The sequence below is a fragment of the Azospirillum griseum genome (assembly GCF_003966125.1).
Lineage (GTDB): Bacteria > Pseudomonadota > Alphaproteobacteria > Azospirillales > Azospirillaceae > Azospirillum > Azospirillum griseum.
Genome location: NZ_RXMA01000023.1, coordinates 1 through 16558 on the forward strand (window position 1 = coordinate 1; position 16558 = coordinate 16558).

At 66.5% G+C, this 16558-nt stretch carries 16 protein-coding genes; 5 read left to right on the forward strand and 11 right to left on the reverse strand.

Annotation, left to right across the window (positions count from 1 at the left end; genetic code table 11):
• Nucleotides 1-936 (forward strand): galactosyltransferase-related protein (locus EJ903_RS19620; RefSeq protein WP_246015769.1); only part of this gene is annotated, 936 nt, incomplete at its 5' end.
• A gap of 102 nt (nt 937-1038) precedes the next feature.
• On the opposite strand, the gene EJ903_RS19625 is transcribed toward EJ903_RS19620, so the two are convergent.
• The 7 genes from EJ903_RS19625 to EJ903_RS19655 form a co-directional block, all read right to left on the reverse strand.
• A complete protein-coding gene (locus EJ903_RS19625; protein WP_126618626.1) occupies nt 1039-1764 on the reverse strand; it encodes a TerC family protein in 726 nt (241 codons plus the stop codon).
• Between the two features lie 483 nt (nt 1765-2247).
• Nucleotides 2248-3138: a LysR family transcriptional regulator gene (locus EJ903_RS19630; protein WP_126618770.1), complete on the reverse strand. Its 891-nt coding sequence runs from the start codon at nt 3136-3138 to the stop codon at nt 2248-2250.
• A gap of 269 nt (nt 3139-3407) precedes the next feature.
• The gene (locus EJ903_RS19635; RefSeq protein WP_126618628.1) at nt 3408-4847 is read right to left on the reverse strand and encodes an MFS transporter; all 1440 of its coding nucleotides are present in this window, start codon (nt 4845-4847) and stop codon (nt 3408-3410) included.
• A 107-nt stretch (nt 4848-4954) separates the two neighbouring features.
• Nucleotides 4955-5734: an enoyl-CoA hydratase/isomerase family protein gene (locus EJ903_RS19640; protein ID WP_126618630.1), complete on the reverse strand. Its 780-nt coding sequence runs from the start codon at nt 5732-5734 to the stop codon at nt 4955-4957.
• Between the two features lie 129 nt (nt 5735-5863).
• On the reverse strand, nt 5864-6343 hold the full coding sequence (locus EJ903_RS19645; RefSeq protein WP_126618632.1) for a protease complex subunit PrcB family protein: 480 nt from the start codon (nt 6341-6343) through the stop codon (nt 5864-5866).
• Nucleotides 6344-6348: 5 nt separating this feature from the next.
• Nucleotides 6349-7533, reverse strand: coding sequence for a M20 aminoacylase family protein (locus EJ903_RS19650; protein WP_126618634.1), 1185 nt, complete (start codon nt 7531-7533; stop codon nt 6349-6351).
• Nucleotides 7534-7599: 66 nt separating this feature from the next.
• Nucleotides 7600-8217, reverse strand: coding sequence for a glutathione S-transferase family protein (locus EJ903_RS19655; protein ID WP_126618636.1), 618 nt, complete (start codon nt 8215-8217; stop codon nt 7600-7602).
• 293 nt (nt 8218-8510) lie between these two features.
• Here EJ903_RS19655 and xopAW point away from each other — a divergent pair, with 293 nt between their 5' ends.
• Nucleotides 8511-9635, forward strand: coding sequence for a XopAW family type III secretion system calcium-binding effector (gene xopAW / locus EJ903_RS19660; RefSeq protein WP_126618638.1), 1125 nt, complete (start codon nt 8511-8513; stop codon nt 9633-9635).
• A 153-nt stretch (nt 9636-9788) separates the two neighbouring features.
• On the opposite strand, the gene hemN is transcribed toward xopAW, so the two are convergent.
• The 3 genes from hemN to nhaA form a co-directional block, all read right to left on the reverse strand.
• Entirely contained in the window at nt 9789-11204 is a 1416-nt protein-coding gene (gene hemN, locus EJ903_RS19665; protein ID WP_126618640.1) for an oxygen-independent coproporphyrinogen III oxidase, read from the reverse strand.
• Between the two features lie 77 nt (nt 11205-11281).
• The gene (locus EJ903_RS19670) at nt 11282-11722 is read right to left on the reverse strand and encodes a DUF4112 domain-containing protein (RefSeq protein ID WP_126618641.1); all 441 of its coding nucleotides are present in this window, start codon (nt 11720-11722) and stop codon (nt 11282-11284) included.
• Between the two features lie 130 nt (nt 11723-11852).
• Nucleotides 11853-13058, reverse strand: a complete 1206-nt coding sequence (nhaA, locus tag EJ903_RS19675; protein WP_126618643.1) for a Na+/H+ antiporter NhaA — start codon at nt 13056-13058, stop codon at nt 11853-11855.
• Nucleotides 13059-13326: 268 nt separating this feature from the next.
• On the opposite strand from nhaA, the gene EJ903_RS19680 reads away from it, so the two are divergent.
• Nucleotides 13327-14433 (forward strand): Tim44 domain-containing protein, encoded by a 1107-nt coding sequence (locus EJ903_RS19680; protein ID WP_126618646.1) that lies wholly within the window; start codon nt 13327-13329, stop codon nt 14431-14433.
• 120 nt (nt 14434-14553) lie between these two features.
• On the opposite strand, the gene EJ903_RS19685 is transcribed toward EJ903_RS19680, so the two are convergent.
• On the reverse strand, nt 14554-14748 hold the full coding sequence (locus tag EJ903_RS19685) for a hypothetical protein (protein WP_126618647.1): 195 nt from the start codon (nt 14746-14748) through the stop codon (nt 14554-14556).
• Between the two features lie 328 nt (nt 14749-15076).
• On the opposite strand from EJ903_RS19685, the gene EJ903_RS19690 reads away from it, so the two are divergent.
• Nucleotides 15077-15796 carry a tRNA-uridine aminocarboxypropyltransferase gene (locus EJ903_RS19690; RefSeq protein WP_126618649.1) on the forward strand — a complete coding sequence of 240 codons (720 nt, stop codon included), beginning with the start codon at nt 15077-15079 and terminating at the stop codon, nt 15794-15796.
• 160 nt (nt 15797-15956) lie between these two features.
• A complete protein-coding gene (locus tag EJ903_RS19695) occupies nt 15957-16535 on the forward strand; it encodes a tyrosine phosphatase family protein (protein ID WP_126618651.1) in 579 nt (192 codons plus the stop codon).
• The last annotated feature ends 23 nt before the right edge of the window (nt 16536-16558 follow it).

The following is a 16558-nucleotide window of genomic DNA, read 5'->3' on the forward strand; positions in this document are numbered from 1 at the left end:
CGTCATGTTCGGCGAGCGTTTCTCAAAGGCGATGAGCGCCTGAGATTAAAACCCGCCCCGCCGAGCACGAAATTCCGGATAGTCCCCGAGAGGCTGGATCTGAGCGATGTCACCTTCATGGTGCCTTGCCGGATCGAATCCCTCGACCGCCGCCGCAACCTGCGGATTCTCGTGTCTTACCTGCGCAAGCACCTGCACACCAACATATTGATTTGCGAGGACAACGCAGAACGGCAAGATGTGCCTGCCATCATGGAGGAACTCGGCCTGTCTTCGACGGATTACGGCTACATCCACCTGACCGGCAATGACAGCCCTCACACCCACAAGGCCAAGCAAATCAACCTGATGGCTGAAGCGGCGACGACTCCAGTCCTGGTGGTTCAGGACACCGACGTTGTTCTGGAGCCAACTCAGTATGTTTTTGCCCAACAGGCTGTGCGCAGTGGTGCCGCTCTTGCCTGTCCGTTCAATGGCCTGTTCTTTGACATTGCGGCTGATTACATTTCTGGTGTTGAGCGACATCTAACAGTCGGTCAGATCGACTTATTCGATCCGCGTAACCCGATGCTTTACAAGAATTCGTACGGGGGGTCGGTCTTTTTCGCTCGTGATGTCTTCAGCCGGTTGGGAGGGTTCAACGAGAATTTCATCTCTTGGGGCTGGGAGGATTTTGAGATCTACCGACGGCTGGAGGCATTGGGTGAACGGGTTGAGCGAATGTGGGGACCTTTGTTGCATCTAAGCCACACCCGATCTACCAACTCCATGAAGCAGAATCCCTGGTACGATCACAACACCGCCGAGTATGAACGTGTTGTTGGCCTGTCGAAAGAAGGCATTCTGAACGAGATCGCCAAAGGAACGTTCCGGCGACCGCTGGTCAATGCCGCCAGCGTTCCATCCATTGCAGTCCCCTCCCAAGGGCACCCCTGACAAGGTTCCGAGCATGGGCATCTCTGGGCTTCTGCTGGTCGATCCGGCATCAGTCTGATGGAAAGCGGACGCTGGTGTGATCACGCCAGCGCCCGTTTTTCGTCAATGCCCCACGTTGCGCTTGCGCCGCGCCGACGCCATCAGGTTCAGCGATTCGACCAGGGCCGAGAAGGCGATGGCGAAATACAGGTAGCCCTTGGGGATGTGGAAGCCCAACCCATCGGCCACCAGCGCCACGCCGACCAGCAGCAGGAAGGACAGCGCCAGCATCTTCACCGTGGTGTGGCGGTTGACGAAATCGCCGACCGGGCCGGAGGCGAAGAGCATCACCGCCATGGCGATGACGACCGCCGCGATCATCACCGGCAGATGATCGGACATGCCGACCGCCGTGATGACGCTGTCCAGCGAAAAGACGATGTCCAGAAACATGATCTGGATGACCACCGACTGGAAGCTGGCCAGCTTGGGAGCGGCCCCTTCCTCCTCATGCCCTTCGACGGTGTGGTGAATCTCCAGCGTGCCCTTGGCCAGCAGGAACAGGCCGCCGCCGATCAAAATCAGGTCACGCCCGGACACGGCCCAGCCCATCACCGTGAACAGTGGGTCGGTCAGCTTCGCCACCCAGGCGATGGAGGCCAGCAGCAGCAGGCGCGTGAGCAGCGCCAGCGCGAGGCCGATCTGGCGGGCCTTGTGCTGCTGGTGGGCGGGCAGCTTCGACGCCATGATCGAAATGAAGATGATGTTGTCGATCCCCAGAACGATCTCCAACGCGGTCAGGGTGAGGAGGCTGGCCCAGACATTCGGGTCGGCGAGCAGGTCAAGCATGGGGAGACTCCGACGGAGGGTAGGACGCTCAAAAGAGGCAAACGGAAGGAAGGGCAAGCGGGAGCCGTTCCGGATGGCCACAGTTGAGGGAGAAACCGCCGATCCGCAAGAGCGGAGTGACAAAAGACGCAAGCGCATAAAAAAACCGCCGCTAACCCGTTGGATTAGCGGCGAGTTGAACAGGGAGGCTTCACGTCTGGGAGACGCTGGGTCGGGAGACCCAACCCCGGAGGGGAGCCTCCGGGACGAAACATCGAATGCTGCGTCGCAACATCCAATGATCGAAATTTGACCATTTCCCTGCCAAGTTTCCAGGCAAATTTGCGGAAAACTACCATGCGCAACGCGCATGGCTTGCAGAGGTTTGAATCCACGAACAAAAAAGCCGAAATCGACGCGGTGTATGTCGTTATGACGACAAGACCGGGTTGATTTCGGCAATTCTGTTCCCAAGGGCGCAAAAACAGAGCGCCTGTTTTGAAATCAGAACGGGGTCTCTGCCACTTTTTTGACCAGGAAGTCGCGGAAGACCGCGATCCGCTTGGAATGGCGCAGTTCTTCGGCGTAGACGAAATAGGCGTCCACCTTCGGGCCATCGACCTCCGGCAGCACCCGCACCAGCTCTTTCGATTGGCCATCGACCAGGAAATCGGGCAGGGCGGCGATGCCCAGACCGCTTTCGACCGCGCGGTAGATGGCGTAGACGCTGTTGACCTGAAGAATCGGCCGCCGCGCCGCCGACGGTTCGCCCACATCCATGATCCAGTTGACGTTGGGGATGGGGGCGCGCACGTCGGGCGGGTAGGCGATGATGTCGTGGCTGTCCAGATCGTTCGGCACCTTCGGCATCCCGCGCTTTTTCAGATAGCTCGGGCTGGCGTAGAGGTGGAAGCGGATCGACATCAGATGGCGCTGGATCAGGTCGGGCTGGCGCGGCGTGTTCATGCGGATGGCGATGTCCGCCTCGCGCATGGCCAAATCCAGCTCGTTGTCGTCGATCAGCAGCGTCAACTGGATGTCGGGGTAGATCGACATGAATTCGTTGATGCGCGGCGTCAGCCACGTCGACCCGAAGGCGACCGTCGTCGTCACCCGCAACGGTCCCTTTGGATGCTCCCGGCTTTCGGTCAGCATCGCTTCGGTCATCGAGAGTTTGGCGAAGACGTCGCGGGCGGTGCGGTGCAGCAGCTCGCCCTGTTCGGTGAGGATCAGGCCGCGCGCGTGTCGGTGGAACAGAGGAACGCCGAGGCTTTCCTCCAGCGCGCTGATCTGTCGGCTGACGGCCGACTGGCTGAGGTTCAGGGTTTCACCGGCGTGCGTGAAGCTGCCGGCTTCGGCCACCGCATGGAAAACGCGTAGCTTGTCCCAATCCATCATACTGTCCCGCCCTCTCGCGCGATGACGGAGAGCCTCCCATTTTTTGAAGGCGGTGCATAGCCGCCATGCATCTTTATAGCGGGAACGCGCCCGGAACGCACGCTCTACCGCGCGGGATTCGCACGAAAATTAATCATGATCGCCGGAGTTATTCTCATCCGAACCCGCAGCGTTTACAGAATTGCGAGGCGTTTGGAACGGACCGCCCGATTTTGCCGGATCCGGTTCCGGGGGGAAACGGGCGAGTCGCCGCCCCGCCGCTTGCGTCAATCCGCCGCGTCGGTCAGTCGCGATTTGGCCGCGTTGTCGTTGCCGATTCGGTGGCCGCTGATTTCGGCCCCGGCGTCGGCGGGCAAACGCCAGAAGAACAGGCCGGACACGCAGGCCAACAGCCCGACCAGGGTGAAGGCGGGGACGAAAGCCACGGCGTCGAGCGGTCCGCCGCTCCAGGTGACGGTCAGATGCAGGGCGGTGGCCCCGACCGCGATCCCCAGGGTGAGCGAGAGCTGTTGCATCACCAGGGCCAGCGTGTTGGCGCGGCTGGTCATGGAATCGGGGACCTCGGCGTAGATCAGGCTGTTCATCGCGGTGAATTGCAGGGAACGGAAAAAGCCGCCCGCCAGCAGGACCGCCAGAATGATCAGGTGCGGCGTTTCGGGGCGGAAAAACCCATGGCCGACCAGAAACACGCCGCTGACCAGCGCGTTGACCAACAGGACGCGGCGGAACCCGGCGCGGCGCAGGATGGGGCGGGCCAACGCCTTCATCGTCAACGCCCCCGCCGCCCCGACGAAGGTCAGCGCACCGGATTCAAAGGCGCTGAGGCCGAAGCCGATTTGCAGCATCACCGGGACCAGGAACGGAACCGCGCCGATGCCGATGCGGAAGAGCGTCCCGCCATAGATCGACGCGGCGTAGGTCGGCAGCCGCAGAAGCGCCGGGTCGAGGATCGGGCGGTCCACCCGCCGGGCGTGGCGCAGATAGAGCAGCGTCGCCGCCAACGCCACGGCCAGCAGACCGACGACCAGCGAGGGCGGCAGCAGGTCGCGCCCGACATTCTCAAAACCGAACAGGAAGGCGGGCAGCGCCAGGGCGCACAGGCCGAAGCCAACACCGTCGAACGGTTCGGCGCTCTCCTCCCGATGGTTGGGAATGAGCGTCAGGGCCAGCCCCAGCCCCAACAGGCCGATGGGCACGTTGATGAAGAAAATCCAGCGCCAGGAGGCGTAGGTGCTGAGCGCCCCGCCCACCAGCGGCCCCAGCGCCGGGCCGATCAGCGCGGGCAGGGTCATCCGCGCCATCGCCTGCACCAACTGGTCTTTCGGCACGCTGCGCAGCAGGATCAGGCGGGCGACCGGGACCATCATCGCCCCACCAGCCCCTTGGAAGACCCGCGCGGCGACCAGTTCGGCCAACCCGTTTGACAGGCCGCACAGCACCGACCCGATGGTGAAGACCGCGATGGCGGATGCGAAAACCGTTCGTGATCCGAACCGGTCCGCCATCCACCCGCTGACCGGCAGAAACACCGCCAGCGCCAGCATGTAGGCGGTCATGGCGAAGCTGAGATGCAGCGGATCCTCCCCCAGCGCCTGCGCGATGTCGGGCAGGGCGGTGGCGATGACCGTCGAATCCAGATTTTCCATGAACAGGGCGCAGGCGGCGACCAGGGGGATCACATAGGGAGAGGACACGGCGCGGGGCATGACGGGCAAACCGGCGGCAACGGGGCGGTGCGTCTTACTCTGGGGCGATTCGCCGCAAACACCACCGCCGATGGCGTGAGGCAGTCATGCGCGGGCCTGTGAGGGACTCAACGGCCTGTGAAGACGGGTTTGCGTTTGTCGAGAAAGGCGCGGTAGCCCTCGCGGAAATCCTCGGTGCCGAAGCAGTGGTAGCATTCGGCGATCTCGGCGTCGGTCAGCGGGGTGGGATCGGCCAGACGGTGGACGAAACGCTTGTGCAGCGTGGCCGCCAGCGGCGCACCGGCGGAAATCCTTTTGACTGTTTCAGTGATTTCGTCTTCGAAACGGTTTTCCGACACGACGCGGTGGACCAGATTCTTGTCCTTGGCCTCGGCGGCGTCAAAAACGCGGCCTTCCAGCAGGATTTCCATCGCGGCCGGGCCGCCCGCCACCTGATGCACCAGCTTCAATTCGGGCAGGGCCATCGAAATGCCCAACCGGCTGACCGGCACGCCGAAGCGGCTGACCTCGCTGCACACCCGCAGATCACAGGCCAGCGCCAGCGCCAGCCCGATGCCGCAGCACGGGCCGTGGATGGCGGCCACCACCGGATGGCGCAGGCGGCGCAGCCCGTCCAGCCCCTCGTCCATCAGCACGCCATAGGCGGCCCCTTGCGCCGGGCTGTTGCGCTCGCTCTCGAATTCCGAAATGTCGGCACCGGGGCAGAAGGAGCGCCCGCCCGCCCCGCGCATCACCACCACGCGCACCGAATCGTCGGCTTCCAACGCCGCCAGATGGCCGATCAGCGCGTGCCACATCGGCTTGTCCATGGCGTTGAGCTTGTCGGTGTTGGTCAGGGTGAGGGTTGCGACCACGTCCTCGCGGGTCAGGGTGACGGTGCCAGCCATGCCTTGTTCCTCCGTATGGTCTTTTCCATGCGCTCCCGTATGGAAGGCTGAACCACAGGGGGCGAGGGCGCGTCAAGCGGAAGGCGTGATGCCTTTGGGCGCGCGGTCAGAAACGGTCTGAACCCGGTGTTACTTGTCGCGCTGGAACGCCACCGCGCCGTCCACGCGCGGCAGCAGGCGGATGGCGTAGGGGCTGGTCTGGGCCAGCGCCACCGTGTCGGCCGGGCCCGGCACCCGCTCGCGGTAGCCGACGCGCAAGGCCCCCGCCACGGTCTGGGCGCGGGTGATGGCCACGGCGAACCCGGCGGTGTCGCGCGGGCCAAGGAAGACCGCCACCGCCAGCCGGTCGGCGGGCAGGCTGACCGGCGGCGCTTCCCCCACCTTGGCCCACAGATCCGCCCATTCCTGGGCGCTGCGGGCCACGATCTGGGCGCGGGCGGTCGCCCGGCTGTGCTCCCCCTGCCAGACGGTTCCGGCGGGGGCTTCGCTGGACGCGGACCAGTCCGACCCCGCCGATCCACCGGATCCGCTGGTCTGGCAGGCGGCCAGAGGCAGCGCGGCGAACAGCAAGGCGGCGGCGACGCGGGGAGCAAGACGGCGGCGGATCATGCGGCTCAGGCGCTCCGGGGCAGCAGCGTTTCCACCAGCTTGGCCCAATAGCTGGCCCCGGTGGTCAGGATCGCGTCGTTGAAGTCGTAATGCGGGTTGTGCAGGCGGCAGCCCGGCCCGCTGTGCGCGCCATGGCCCAGCCAGATGTAGGCACCGGGGCGCTGTTGCAGCATGTAGCCGAAATCCTCCGCCGCCATGGTCGGGGGCGGTGCCCACACCACATTGTCAGAGCCGACGATCTGGGTGGCGACCGCCGCCGCCTTGCGCGCCTCCGGCTCGGTGTTGATGGTGGCGGGGTAGCCGGGGCGGAAGTTGAACACCGCCTTGGCCCCAAACCCTTCGGCGATGCTCGACACCATGCGGGAAAACTGCTGCTCGATCCGGTTGCGCGTGGCCTCGGAGAAGGTGCGCATGGTCCCGCGCAGCACCGCGCCGTCGGGGATGACGTTGTAGGCGGTTCCGGCGTCCACCACGGTGATCGAGACGACCGCGCTGTCGGCCGGGTCGGTTCCCCGGCTGATGAGGCTTTGCGCCGCCGTCACGATGTGGGCGGACACCAGCACCGGGTCGATGCCCCGGTGCGGCATGGCGGCGTGCGCGCCGTGGCCGGTGACGATGATTTCGAACTGGTCGGCGGCGGCCATCACCGGGCCGGGATGCACGGCGATCTTGCCCGCCTCCAGCTCCGGCCAATTGTGCAGGCCATAGACCTCCTCGCAATCGAACTGGGTGAACAGCCCGTCTTCGATCATCTTCTGGCCACCGCCCCGGCCTTCCTCGGCGGGTTGGAAGATGAAATGAACGGTCCCGTCGAAATTGCGGGTTTCGGCCAGATAGCGGGCGGCCCCCAGCAGCATGGTGGTGTGGCCGTCATGGCCGCAGGCGTGCATCTTGCCGGGATGGCGCGAGGCGTAATCGAAGTCGTTCGCCTCCGGCATCGGCAGGGCGTCCATGTCGGCGCGCAGGCCGATGGCCCGACCGCTGCCGGTCCCCAGCCCCTTCAGCGTGCCGACGACGCCGGTCTTGGCCAGCCCGCGATGGACGGTGATGTTCCCGAACCCGGCCAGCTTGGCGGCGACGACGTCGGCGGTGCGGTTTTCCTCGAACCCCAATTCGGGGTGGGCGTGGATGTCGCGCCGCCACGCGGTCATGTCGTCTTGCAGCGCGGCGATCTTGTCGATGATGGGCATGTCTCTAAACGCTTCTTTTTTCGAGGAGTGCGCGGGGGATGGACCGGTCGTTGCCGTGGTCCCGCGTCAGTCGGGAATCTGCATGCCGCGCTGCACCGCCGGGCGGGCGGCGACGGCATCGTGCCAGCGCTTCAGGTTGGGGAAACGGTCCAGCAGGCTGCCGCCCGCGACCGCCGCCGCCGCGATGAAGGGAAAGCACGCGATGTCGGCGATGGAATAGCTGTTGCCCAGATACTCCGCCGTCGCCAGCCGGTCGTCGAGCGCGCCGTAGCAGCGCATCAACTCGCCCTTGTAGAGGTCGATGGCGTAGGGGATCTTCTCCGGCGCGCGCACCGAAAAGCGCATCATGTCCACCGCCGTCGGCCCCAGATCGCTGACGCCCAGCATGAACCAGCTCATCGCTTCGGCCCGGTCGTCGAGGGAGTCGGGTAGCAGGCGGCCGGTGCGTTCGGCGAAATGCAGCAGGATCGCCCCCGACCCGAACAGGCGGCGGGCCTTGCCGCCCGGCAGCTCTTCGACCAGGGCGGGAATCTTGGTGATCGGGCTGGTCGCCACAAATTCGGGGCGCTTGTTCTCCCCGGCTTGCAGGTCGACCCGGTGGACCTTGTAGGGCAGGCCCACCTCCTCCAGCATCACCGACGCCTTGCGGCCGTTGGGCGTGGGAAAGGTGTAGAGCGTGAGCATCGAAGCCAATTCCTTCCGCAGCAGGTCCGGCGGCCCGGCCGAGATGGCCCGGCCCCGACAGGCGCGATTGACCCCGTCACTCTGGCCGATTTGCGCGCGCAACGCCAGAGGGTGCCGACGGTGAGGATGGCGGGTCCAGCCGCACGAGTAAGGATGGATTTTCGTAAAATCCAAAATAATTTCCCGAAAGGCCGCGCAGGAGTCGTTGGCCGCCCCGCGTATCTACGGGTACCAGGGCGCCTTTCGGTCACTCACCGCCGGACGCCGCATCCTATTCCGGGGGGATTTGGGCCATGCTTTCCTCACTCAGCGGTTCCGGCGGCTACAGCGGCGTCAGCGCCTCCTCGACGCTTCAGAAATTCTATTCGAAGGCCGACGCGAACAGCGATTCGTCCCTGACCAAGGACGAGCTGATCAGCGCGCTGAGCGAATCCAAAACCGCGTCGAAGGTTGGCAGCGGCAAGCTGTCCTCGGCGGTGGATGGCCTCATCAGCAGCCTGGATTCGGACTCCAACGGCTCGTTGAGCGCGACGGAGTTCAGTTCCTTCTCCAGCCAGTTCGATTACGGCAGCAGCAGCACCCTGTTGGCGGCGCAGGAGGCCAACGGCCAGCAGCAGCGCTTCCAGAACCTCTACTCCAGCCTGGACAGCGACAGCAGCGGCGGCATCAGCCAGGACGAGTTGAGTTCGGCGGTGTCGTCCTATCTGTCGTCCAATGGGTCGAGCACGACCGACAGCAGCAGCCTGTCGTCCAACCTGTTCAGCAGCCTGGACAGCGACAGCGATGGATCGGTGTCGGAGGATGAACTGAGCAGCGCCCTGCAATCGGCGGAAAACAACCGCCCGCCACCGCCTCCGGGTCCGCCGCCCGCCAATGACCAGACAAGCAGCGCCTCGTCGGATGCCTCCAGCCTCTATTCCAGCCTGGACAGCGACAGCAGCGGCGGGGTGAGCGAGGATGAGCTGAGTTCGGCCCTGTCCTCCTATCTGTCCTCCACCGGCTCCAGCTCGACCGACAGCGGTTCGCTCGCCTCCAGCCTGTTCAGCAGCCTGGACGCCGACAGCGACGGGTCGGTGTCGGAAGACGAGCTGACCAGCGCCCTGCAATCGGCGGAGAACAACCGCCCGCCGCCGCCGCCGATGGGGCCGCCGCCCGCCAACGACACGGGATCGACCAGCGATCAGACCGCGTCCGACAGTTCGTCCAGCAGCACCAGCAGCGCGTCATCGACCAGCGCGTCGTCGTCGACCAGCTATGACCCGCTGGACACCAACAAGGATGGTTACGTGTCCGCCGAGGAGCGGCTTGCCGGGGCCACGGCGTCGGCCAACAGCCAGCAGAGCGGCGTGACCTCCAGCCGCCTCAGCAGCGACACGCTGCGCTTTCTGATGAGCAGCATGAACGAGGTGGCGGCGTAACGCGTCGGCCCGGTGCCTCCGGCTGCATCCGGGGCAGGGGGGAAACGGAACAGGGCGGATGGTGGGGGTTCACCGTCCGCCCTGTTCTGGTTTTGAGATTCGGTTTTGAGATCCGGTTTTGAGGTCGCCGCGCCGGGCCGTCGATGACGACCGTCACACCGCGCGGCTGTGGCGTCCGGCCCCGCTGGCCAGATGGGTGTCGAAGCGGGCGGCGACGATCCGCATCAGCGGGCGGGCCGATTCCGGCACATGGACGCGGCGTCCGTCGATGGTGGCGACCCCGTCGGCCACCAGATCGGCCAGATCGGCCAGATCGGCGTCGAACAGGCCGACGTCGTGGCCATGGGCCTGGGCAATGGCCCCGACATCGACCGACAGGTCGCACATCAACCGCATGATCAGGTCGCGGCGCATGCGGTCGTCGTCGGTCAGGGCGATGCCCTTGGCGGTCGGCAGCCGCCCGGCCTCCACCGCGCTGGCGTACTGGTCGAACGGAACGGCGTTCTGGACATAGCCCTGCGGCAGCGCCCCGATGGAGGACGCGCCAAAGCCGAGCAGCGCGTCGGCGTCGTCGGTGGTGTAGCCCTGGAAGTTGCGGCCCAGGCGGCCTTCCTGCTGCTGCACGGCCAATTCGTCGCCGGGGCGGGCGAAATGGTCCAGCCCGATGGCGCTGTACCCGGCGGCCCCCAGAGTGTCGGCGATGGCGGCGAACTGCTCCCACCGGCCCAGCGTGTCGGCCAGCACCGATTCGTCGATCTTCTTCTGGTGGGTCTTCATCCACGGCACATGGGCGTAGCCGAAGACCGACAGGCGGTCGGGGGCCATCTCCAGCGCGATTTCGGCGGAACGGGCGACGCTGTCCACCGATTGGTGCGGCAGGCCGTACATCAAATCCAAATTGACGTTGGTGATGCCTGCGTCGCGCAGCCAGTCCAGCGCCCGTTCGGTGGTCTCGCGCGGCTGCACCCGGTTGATCGCCGCCTGCACCGTCGGGTCGAAATCCTGCACGCCGAGCGAGGCGCGGTTGACCCCGGCCCGGCCCAGCGCCGCCGCCATGTCCGCCGTCAGGGTGCGGGGGTCGATCTCGATGGCGAGTTCGGCGTCGGCGGCGACGTCGAAGCGGGCGCGCAGCAGGTCGAACAGCGGCCCGACATCCTCCGGGGCCATCATGGTCGGGGTTCCGCCGCCGAAATGGATGTGACGCACGCCGAGACGGCCGGGAATCCGGTCGGCCACCATGGCGATCTCGCGGCGCAGATGGCCCAGATACTCGGCGATCGGGGCGTAGCGCGCGACGATCTTGGTGTGGCAGCCGCAATACCAGCACATCTGATGGCAGAAGGGGATGTGCAGATAGAGCGAGCCGGAGCGGCGCGGATCCAGCGCCTCCAGCCAGCCGCCATAGACATCGGCGTCCACGGCGGGGGTGAAGTGCGGCGCGGTCGGGTAGCTGGTGTAACGCGGCACCCGCAACCCGTCATATTTGGCGAGCAACGCCGGATCCACCGACGCGGCGGCGGAACGGTGGGTGGAACGGGCGGCGGCGGGGGTGGGGGCGAGTGCGTTCATGGGCGACAGAGTGCCGCAGGCGGGGCGGTTTCCGCCTTGATCCACGTCAAGCGTGGGCGGGCGGTCGCTGGCCCCGCTCAGGGGTCGGGCGGGCGTCCGCCCAGCCGTTCCTCAAGATGGGCGTGCAGCAGGTTGAGGTTGATCTTGTTGGCCTTGAACAGCACGTCGAAGACGGTGCCGACCACCGGGATCGAGCCGAACAGCCAATCCGCGCCCACATTCGTCACCATGCGCAGGATCAGCGGGCGGGGCAGGCCAAAGCGCACCGCCTCCCGCAGGATCCAGACGGAGACGACGGCGGTCACGGTGTCGCCCACCACCGGGACGACGCTGGCGATGCCGTCCAGCCCGACCGGCACGCGCAGGATGGGGATGCGCCAGCGCGTGTCCATCAGCCGGGCGACCCGCCGCAGCCGCTCCAGCCGTTCGAAATCGTCGTGGGTCAGGCCGTCCGCGCCGTAGGGCGCGGCGTCCGGCGACAGGGTGAAGGCGCGGCGGCGGTCGCGGGTGGTGTTCATCCGGGACGCTCCTGAGAGGCGCATGGGCCAAAAATCTGGGGCCGGAAAGGCGTGGTGGCGATCCCAAAGAGATGGTGGCCCGGCGGCCCGACATCCAGCGGCCCACCTTCAATCGTCCGGCCTTCAATCCTCAGCCGCGCGCCGCCGTGGTCCGCCCGGCCAGCCACAGCACCAGATAGCCGACGATGGCGGACAGGATGGAGCCGGTCAGCACCCCCAACCGCACCGACACCGCGTAGGACGGATCGGGAAAGGCCAGCGTGCCGATGAACAGGCTCATGGTGAAGCCGATGCCGGTCAGCAGCGCCACGCCGTAAATCTGTGTCCAGGACGCCCCGGCGGGCGGGCGGGCCAGCCCGGCGCGCACCGCCAGCCACACCGCCAGATACACCCCGACCTGCTTGCCCAGGAACAGGCCCAGCGCGATGCCCAGCGGCACCGGGGCCAGCAGGCTGGCGGGGGTGATGCCGTCCAGCGGCACGCCCGCGTTGGCCAGCGCGAAAATCGGCATGATGGCGAAGGCGACCCAGGGGTGCAGCGCGTGCTCCAGCCGCAGCAGCGGTGCCGTCTCCGCCGATGTTCCGGAGGCTGATTTCCCGGTCGCCCCCGCCCCGCGCAGCGGGATGGCGAAGGCCAGAACCACCCCGGCGAGGGTGGCGTGGATGCCCGATTTCAGCACGCACACCCACAGCACCAGCCCGACCAGCAGATAGGGCGTCAGCGACCGAACCCCCCGGCGGTTCATCCCCCACAGCACCAACCCGGCGACCACGGCCAGGCCAAAGGCCAGCGGGACGAAACCATGGTTGTAGAACAGGGCGATGATGATGATCGCGCCCAGATCGTCCATGATCGCCAGAGCCAGGAGGAAAATGCGCAGGCTGGCGGGAACCCGCGACCCCAGCAGCGCCAGCACGCCGACGGCAAAGGCGATGTCGGTGGCCGCCGGAATGGCCCAGCCCTGCAAGGCCCCCGGCTCGACCCGCGCGAAGGCGCAATAGACGAGCGCCGGGGCGGCCATGCCGCCCAGCGCGGCGATGCCGGGGAGCATCGCCTTGGACCGGCTCGACAATTCGCCCTGCAACACCTCCCGCTTGATCTCCAGCCCGACCAGCAGGAAGAAGATCGCCATCAGCCCGTCGTTGATCCACAGAATCAACGGTTTGTCCAACCCGACCCCGCCCGCCGTGACGGTGACGGGCATGGCCAGAGCGGCGTCGTACAGCGGCGCTGCGGCGGAGTTGGCGAGGATCAGTGCCAGCGCCGCCGCCATCATCAGAACGACGCCGCTGGCGCTTTCGGTTTTCAGGAAGGCGCCAACGCGCGACAGGCTCATCGTTCGAATCTCGGGGAAAAGGGACGGGCAAACGGGAACGGGGCGCGGCCAACGCGCCGCAGCACGCGCATGATGACGGGATTTCGCGGCATTTCAAAGGCGGATGGCGGCGCAGGACCGGGCAAGCGCGGGTGTCGTATGAAAACGGAATGTCACAGAAAACATGCTATTGGGTTTGATGTCGGAAAATCCGATCCACCCCCCTTCACGGGACGCGCGGCCATCCCCATGTGCTGACGCATCCCTGGACCTGATGGTTGTTGCGATCATGACCGAGAACACCCGACCTACCACCGTTTCCTCCAGCTCTGTTGTGGCGACTCGCGGTGTTTCCGCGTCGCCCGCCCGCCGTTTCACCGCTGTGGCGGTGGCGCTGATGGTGGCCCTGTCGGCGGGAGCCGCCGACGCGCGCGCGTCCAAGAGCACCTCCTCCGGCAGCCGGGGTGAGCGGACTCACAGCGAGCCTGCGGCGACCACCACCGCGCCGACCACCGCCAAGCCGATGGAGCGCACCACCGCTCCGGCCACCCAGCCCGCCGCCCAACCGGGCATGGCGACTCCGGCGGCGGCGCAGTCCGGCGGCTTCTTCAAGGGCGGCGGCTTCATGTCCGGCCTGATGGGCGGCCTGATCGGCGCTGGCATCGGTGCCATGCTGTTCGGCGGCGGCTTCTTCGAAGGGCTGGGCAGCTTCGCGGGCGTGTTGGGCTTCATCCTGCAAGTTCTGCTGGTCGTTTTCCTGGTCCGTCTGGCGGTGCGCTTCTTCCGCAACCGGTCGGCGCAAGGCCCGACCCCGGCCTATGCCGGTGGTCCGCTGAACCGCGACGCCGGGTTGAACCCGCAGAACGGCGGCGGTCCGACCGCTGGCGGTTCGCTGGGCGGCCTGAGTGGCTTGGCCGGTGGTGCCGGTGCTGCCGCTGGTTTGGGCGGTGGTTCGGCCGCTGGCCGCGCCGCGCCGCGCCAGCCCGATGAAATCGGCGTCCAGCCCGCCGACTATGAGGCGTTCGAACGCCTGCTGGTCGAGGTGCAGACCGCCTATGGCCGCGAGGACATCGATGGCCTGAAGCAGCGGACCACGCCGGAAATGCTGTCCTATCTGAGCGGCGATCTGGCCGACAACAAGGCGCGCGGCGTCGTCAACGCGGTGTCGGACGTCACCCTGTTGCAGGGCGATCTGTCGGAAGCCTGGCGCGAAGGCAACGTCGAATACGCCACCGTCGCCATGCGCTTCTCGCTGATCGACGTCACCAAGGACCGCGCCACCGGCCGTGTGGTGGAGGGCGACGCCAGCCGCCCGACCGAGGCAACCGAGCTGTGGACCTTCGTCCGTCCCATCGGCGGGGCGTGGCACCTGTCGGCCATCCAGCAGACCCGCTGATCGCCGCGCCCGGGACAGGGTTTGAGAACTGTGTCGACATGAGAACGCCCCGGTCGTTGGCCGGGGCGTTTTCCGTTGGTGCGGTGTGTCGGTGCACGAAGGAGGACGTGAGCGGACCGCTCAGTAACGGGTGGCCCAATCCGGCGCGGGGGCGGGCGTGGCCTCGTCCTCCGGCCCGATCATCCCCGGCTCAATCATCCAGCGGGCGTCATCCGTGGACAGGGGCGCGTGCAGGGGCAGTTGCCGGGCAAACTCCGCCGATTCCGTCTCGCGGCGTTGTTTCAGCAAACGGTCGGCCAGATGTGCGGGCAGCATGGCGGATCTCCTTCTGAGCGCCGGGGGCATTCCGGGATCGACCCTGTGGTCGGGACCGTCCTTCCCCGTCCTGGTTGCCTGACACTTTACAACGCAAGTTCCAGGCCAGCCGTGACGAGCGTCACACAAGTCCATCACACACACGCAATCCTCTACAAACGGTTTATGACCACCGGGGGGAGGTCCGTGACCGTGTTCGGCGGGCTGTGGCGTTTTCGCCGCACCGGGCACGAGATGTGGTTCCCTTCCGCGCCGATCCAACCCATAGTCGGCTCAAACCAGACCCGCGTTTTCGCTTTTGCCCTGTTGTAAGGACTTTGTTCACCCCATGCGCAGCGCCGCCGCCCCCGCTCCCGAGATTTGCCCGACCTGCCTAAAACTTCAGCATTTGTGCGTGTGCGAGGCGGTGGAACCGATCCCGACTCGCATTTTCCTTCTCGTTTTGCAGCACCCGCAGGAAAAACGCGAAAATCTGGGCACGGCGCAGATCGCCCATCTGCAATTCCCCAATTCGGCGCTGAAGATCGGCTTGAGCTGGCCCAACCTGAAACGCATCCTCGGGCGCGAGGTGGATTACAAGCGCTGGGGCGTGCTGTATCTCGGCCCGGCCAAGGCCGGTGCCGCTCCGCTGCCCAGCGAGGTGGTGGTGGTGGACAAGGCGGGCGCGCCGCAGAAGGACAGCGACTCGGTGCTGGCCGGGCTGGAGGGCGTCATCGTTCTGGATGGCACCTGGAGCCAGGCGAAAACCCTGTGGTGGCGCAACGCGTGGCTGCTGAAATGCCGCCGCATCGTGCTGAACCCATCCTTCACCTCCATGTATGGTCAGGCGCGCAAGGAGCCGCGCCGCGACAGCGTGTCGACGCTGGAGGCCGCCGCCTTCCTGCTGTCGCGGCTGGAGCGGGACGCCGGGATTCTGGACCGCGCGTTGGCCCCCTTCGCCCTGCTGCTGAAGAAGGTGCGCGCGCCGCGTCCGCGCCCACCGCGCCCCGGTGATGCGCCCGCCAGCGCCGCGCCGCTCGACGAGTCGGATGGCAGCGACGAGGCATGAGCGTGACGCGGCGGTGATGTGTTCGTGAACGAACGGTTGCCCGGTTGACGCTGTGGGGTGGGGCGCGTCCAATGGTCCACCCCGCGCGTCCACCGGTGACGGTTGGGAGTGCCGGGGATTCCGTCGGCGTGCGAACGTCCATTTGCGAAAAGGGAGCATCATGGCCCGCGATTTCGTTCCGTTCGGCTTGACCGTCTGCGGCCTGGAGGAGTTGGCCGGGTTCGGCAACGCCGGGGTCAGTCATGTGCTGTCGATCCTCGACCCCGACCATCCGGAACCGCCCGCCTTCGCCGCCTATGGCGATCACCAGCGGATCGAGTTCCGCTTTCACGACATCATCGACCCCACACCGGGCGAAATCGCGCCGCAGAAACACGATGTCGAGCGCATCCTGTCCTTTGGCCGCGAGTTGATGGCCGCCCCGGAGCGTTGCCGCCATCTGCTGGTCCATTGCCACGCCGGGATTTCCCGCTCCACGGCGGCGCTGACGATGCTGCTGGTGCAGGCCCGGCCCGACCGTCCGGCGGCGGACGCGATGGACGCGGTGGCCGCCATTCGCGGCAAGGCCTGGCCGAATCTGCGGATGATCGAGTTCGCCGACGCCGCGCTGGGCCGCAACGGCGACCTGATCGCGGCCGCGCGCGCCCGTCACCGCAAGGTGGGGTTGGAGCGGCCCGAGCTGGTGCAGTTCATGATCGACAACGGTCGCATCCGCGAGGTCGAAGACCTGATCGACTGAAGCCGGGTGGTGGAAAACCGGAT

Coding starts and splice junctions, on each gene's coding strand:
- EJ903_RS19625 (WP_126618626.1), bottom strand. CDS start 1,764: ATGCTTGACCTGCTCGCCGACCCGAATGTCTGGGCCAGCCTCCTCACC.
- EJ903_RS19630 (WP_126618770.1), bottom strand. CDS start 3,138: ATGGATTGGGACAAGCTACGCGTTTTCCATGCGGTGGCCGAAGCCGGC.
- EJ903_RS19635 (WP_126618628.1), bottom strand. CDS start 4,847: ATGCCCCGCGCCGTGTCCTCTCCCTATGTGATCCCCCTGGTCGCCGCC.
- EJ903_RS19640 (WP_126618630.1), bottom strand. CDS start 5,734: ATGGCTGGCACCGTCACCCTGACCCGCGAGGACGTGGTCGCAACCCTC.
- EJ903_RS19645 (WP_126618632.1), bottom strand. CDS start 6,343: ATGATCCGCCGCCGTCTTGCTCCCCGCGTCGCCGCCGCCTTGCTGTTC.
- EJ903_RS19650 (WP_126618634.1), bottom strand. CDS start 7,533: ATGCCCATCATCGACAAGATCGCCGCGCTGCAAGACGACATGACCGCG.
- EJ903_RS19655 (WP_126618636.1), bottom strand. CDS start 8,217: ATGCTCACGCTCTACACCTTTCCCACGCCCAACGGCCGCAAGGCGTCG.
- xopAW (WP_126618638.1), top strand. CDS start 8,511: ATGCTTTCCTCACTCAGCGGTTCCGGCGGCTACAGCGGCGTCAGCGCC.
- hemN (WP_126618640.1), bottom strand. CDS start 11,204: ATGAACGCACTCGCCCCCACCCCCGCCGCCGCCCGTTCCACCCACCGT.
- EJ903_RS19670 (WP_126618641.1), bottom strand. CDS start 11,722: ATGAACACCACCCGCGACCGCCGCCGCGCCTTCACCCTGTCGCCGGAC.
- nhaA (WP_126618643.1), bottom strand. CDS start 13,058: ATGAGCCTGTCGCGCGTTGGCGCCTTCCTGAAAACCGAAAGCGCCAGC.
- EJ903_RS19680 (WP_126618646.1), top strand. CDS start 13,327: ATGACCGAGAACACCCGACCTACCACCGTTTCCTCCAGCTCTGTTGTG.
- EJ903_RS19685 (WP_126618647.1), bottom strand. CDS start 14,748: ATGCTGCCCGCACATCTGGCCGACCGTTTGCTGAAACAACGCCGCGAG.
- EJ903_RS19690 (WP_126618649.1), top strand. CDS start 15,077: ATGCGCAGCGCCGCCGCCCCCGCTCCCGAGATTTGCCCGACCTGCCTA.
- EJ903_RS19695 (WP_126618651.1), top strand. CDS start 15,957: ATGGCCCGCGATTTCGTTCCGTTCGGCTTGACCGTCTGCGGCCTGGAG.